Origin of the sequence: Kitasatospora sp. NPDC085879, from assembly GCF_040686255.1 — a bacterium.
Classification (GTDB): Bacteria; Actinomycetota; Actinomycetes; order Streptomycetales; family Streptomycetaceae; genus Kitasatospora.
Genome location: NZ_JBFBJZ010000208.1, coordinates 1 through 1,183 on the forward strand (window position 1 = coordinate 1; position 1,183 = coordinate 1,183).

At 72.8% G+C, this 1,183-nt stretch carries 1 protein-coding gene; it reads left to right on the forward strand.

Features of this window, described 5'->3' with window-relative positions; genetic code table 11:
• Positions 1-345 precede the first annotated feature (345 nt).
• Positions 346-1,183, forward strand: an 838-nt coding sequence (locus AB0P35_RS42210) for an ATP-binding protein (protein ID WP_363521941.1), incomplete at its 3' end; no start/stop codon positions are given.

Sequence of the window (1,183 nt, forward strand, 5' to 3'; positions counted from 1 at the left end):
CGCACCTCCCGCACCGAGGTGTACCTCTTCGCCCGGTTCGCCCCCGACGGGCGCTTCCAGTGCGTCGAGGAGACGACCCTCCTCGTCGCAGGCCACGCCGACGACCGGAACCTGGGACTCGTCACGTGACGCGGAACAGGGCGTCCGCACAGTGCCGCGTCGATCGGGCCCGGCGGTCGCCGCAGTCCTGACGGGCACGGCAGGCCCGGAGGCACCGTCCAGGAGCTTCCGGCGGCCCCGCCATCCGCAACCGCACGCCTCGATCCGGTGTCCGTCACCGCAGGGGCCCGGAGCTCACGTCCGGACGGCATGGTCCGGCGCCGACACATGGGGAGAGGAGCCGTCATGGCGTCCGTCAAGGAGAGACTGAGCAGCGCACGGGTCCAGGCCTTCATCGGCCGGGACGAGGAGATCGGCCGCTTCGCACAGGCCCTGGCCGGCGATCCGCAGGCGCCGTTCGCCTTCTACGTGGTCGGGCCGGGCGGCATCGGCAAGTCGACACTGCTCCGTCGTCTGGCGGACCACGCCCGTGCGACGGGACGGCCGCTCCTGGAGCTGGACGGCCGTTTCGTGAGCCGGGACCCGGCCGACTTCGAGCGTGTCGCCGCTCCTTTCCTGAACGTCCCCGGGACGGTCCTGTTCGTCGACTCCTTCGAGCACTGCCAGTGGCTGGAGAGCTGGCTGTGGCAGCGTTTCCTGCCCCGCGCCGCCGACGACGCCCTGGTGGTGCTGGCCGGCCGGATCGCGCCGCAGCCGCAGTGGACCGCCGATCCCGCCTGGGCCGGGCTCCTGCACGTCGGTGAACTGGAGCCGTTCTCCGAGCAGCAGGCCCGAAGCTTGCTGACCACGGCGCAGGTCCTGCCCCAGCTGCGCGAACGGGTACTTCGCTTCGCGGGGGGCAACCCGCTGGCCCTGTCCCTCGCGGCCGCTTCCAGGGCGGCGGACTGGAGCCGGGAGGACGTCTGGGCGCCCTCGGCCGACGTCCTGCACACCCTGCTGTCGGGCTTGATCGGCGAGGTTCCGACCGCGGCCCACCGCCGCGCCCTGGAGGTGGCCGCGCAGGCCTACTCGACCTCCGAGGAACTGCTCGCCTCGGTGCTGCCCGGCGAGGACGCCCACCTGCTCTTCGCCTGGCTCAGGGACCTGCCCTTCATGGAGTCCACCCACCGGGGGCTCCACCCGC